Origin of the sequence: Halanaerobium congolense, from assembly GCF_004366375.1 — a bacterium.
Classification (GTDB): Bacteria; Bacillota; Halanaerobiia; order Halanaerobiales; family Halanaerobiaceae; genus Halanaerobium; species Halanaerobium congolense.
The window spans coordinates 1-1,719 of the sequence record NZ_SOEF01000082.1 but is presented as its reverse complement, the minus strand read 5'-3'; the positions used below and the strand labels follow the sequence as shown (position 1 = coordinate 1,719).

General features: G+C 32.9%; 1 protein-coding gene. It reads right to left on the bottom strand.

Annotated features, from left to right (window positions below):
- Positions 1–216: 216 nt before the first annotated feature.
- Entirely contained in the window at positions 217–1,533 is a 1,317-nt protein-coding gene (locus C7954_RS13495; protein WP_134060316.1) for an IS1380 family transposase, read from the bottom strand.
- Between the last annotated feature and the right edge of the window lie 186 nt (positions 1,534–1,719).

The following is a 1,719-nucleotide window of genomic DNA, read 5'->3' as shown; positions in this document are numbered from 1 at the left end:
CCTGAATTATTCATAGCAACCACGAAATATAATTTTCCTCTGGTTTAACTCTAAAATTATCTAATTTAAGAACTAAATAATAACTTTTTGAGTTGAATTCTTAAAAAAGATTTATTTTTTGTTATTATGGTAAAAATTACTATTAAAATTGGGCATGGATATCCCGTGGTCTTCCTTTATGTTCTTAAAATTTTACAGTTATTTTAGAATTCAATGTCAGGCAAATCCTAAATTCTGTATATTGTCCAGCACCTTAAAAAACAATTCTTTATTGGGACAGCCTTCTGCCAGTTTATAATAAATATATCTACCTGTTTTTACTATTCTAGCTGCTATTTTAATTAATTTTGTTCTGATAGTTTCTATTCTATCTGATCTGTTATGCTCTGGAAAACATAGTCGTCTCAGCCAGTTGTTTAGATTATAGGCCAGCATCATCTGCTGTAATTTATTAGCGTTTGCCAGATATTCACTGCTGCTCATTTTACCAAAGGCAAAACCTCTTTTTCCTTCTTTGATAAAGTTTTCCATGGTGCCCCGCTGACAGTAAAACTTAACTATTTCTTCAGGTGTACGGTCTTTTATATCTGTAACAATAAATGTATGGTTGTAGACTAACTGTCCTGCCGGTTTTTCAATTTTAACTATAACTCTCCGGCTTTTATCCCAGCTGCCGGCCTGATAGTTAAATTCACCGTAAATGACCTGTTTTTCAGATATTTCAGAGCCTTGATTTAACTTTTCTAAAAGAGATTCTGCTAAATTATAAAGTCTTGCATTGGCTTTTAAGCGTATGGCATAGGAGATATTATGTTCTTCAGCCATCTGATAAATGCCCGGTGTGGCAAAACCACTGTCAGCTCTTAATAAAAGAGGAATTTCTTTAAACTTTTTGCTGTATCTTTTAAATACCGGACCTATAAATCTTACAGCTCCTCTTGATGTATATACATTACCTGATCTTAGTTCAGCTTTAATCAGATCGCCGGTAACTCCATCAAACATTAACAGTGGATGGTATCCATTTGCTTTATAGTGATGATTATAGTCAGAACCGTACTGCTTTCCATATGTTTCACAGTTTGTTGAGTCAAGATCAAAGATTATTTCTTCGGGAGCCTCATATTCATATATTTTATCGAGCAGGCTGAAATTAACCTGCTGCAGCTGCTTCATATTTTCTTTATTAACACAGCTGCTTAATCTTGAAATAGTGGGCTGTGAAGCAAGAATTTCCTTTTCCAGTATAGTCTGAAATAGAGAATCAGATCTAAGATCGTCTGCGTCATCATCAGCATGATAGCCAGCAGTATTCTGATAAATACGCTGCAGTACAACATCCACATTTTCATGTAATCTATGATTAACATCATCATCAAATTCTAAAGCATTTTTTATTTCCTGACTGAAGCCGATCTGATTATCAAATTCTTTAAAAATCAGCAGACCAGAATCTGATGTTAAATCACCACCATTAAAATTTATTCTTAAATTTGACTTGAAATTAACTTTTTTTTCAGATATAGTAACCATTAGGAGTCCCTCCTTTTAATTTTGTTTGGTTACTATTATTATAAAGGAAAGGGACTCCTTTTTCTATGTTTTTAGAGGAAAAATTTCAAAAAAATCTTTCACCCACCGGGTGAAAATAATATTTTGATAGAATGTTGCTATATTAGGACTGATAATTTATTTCGTGGTTGCTATGAATAATTCAGG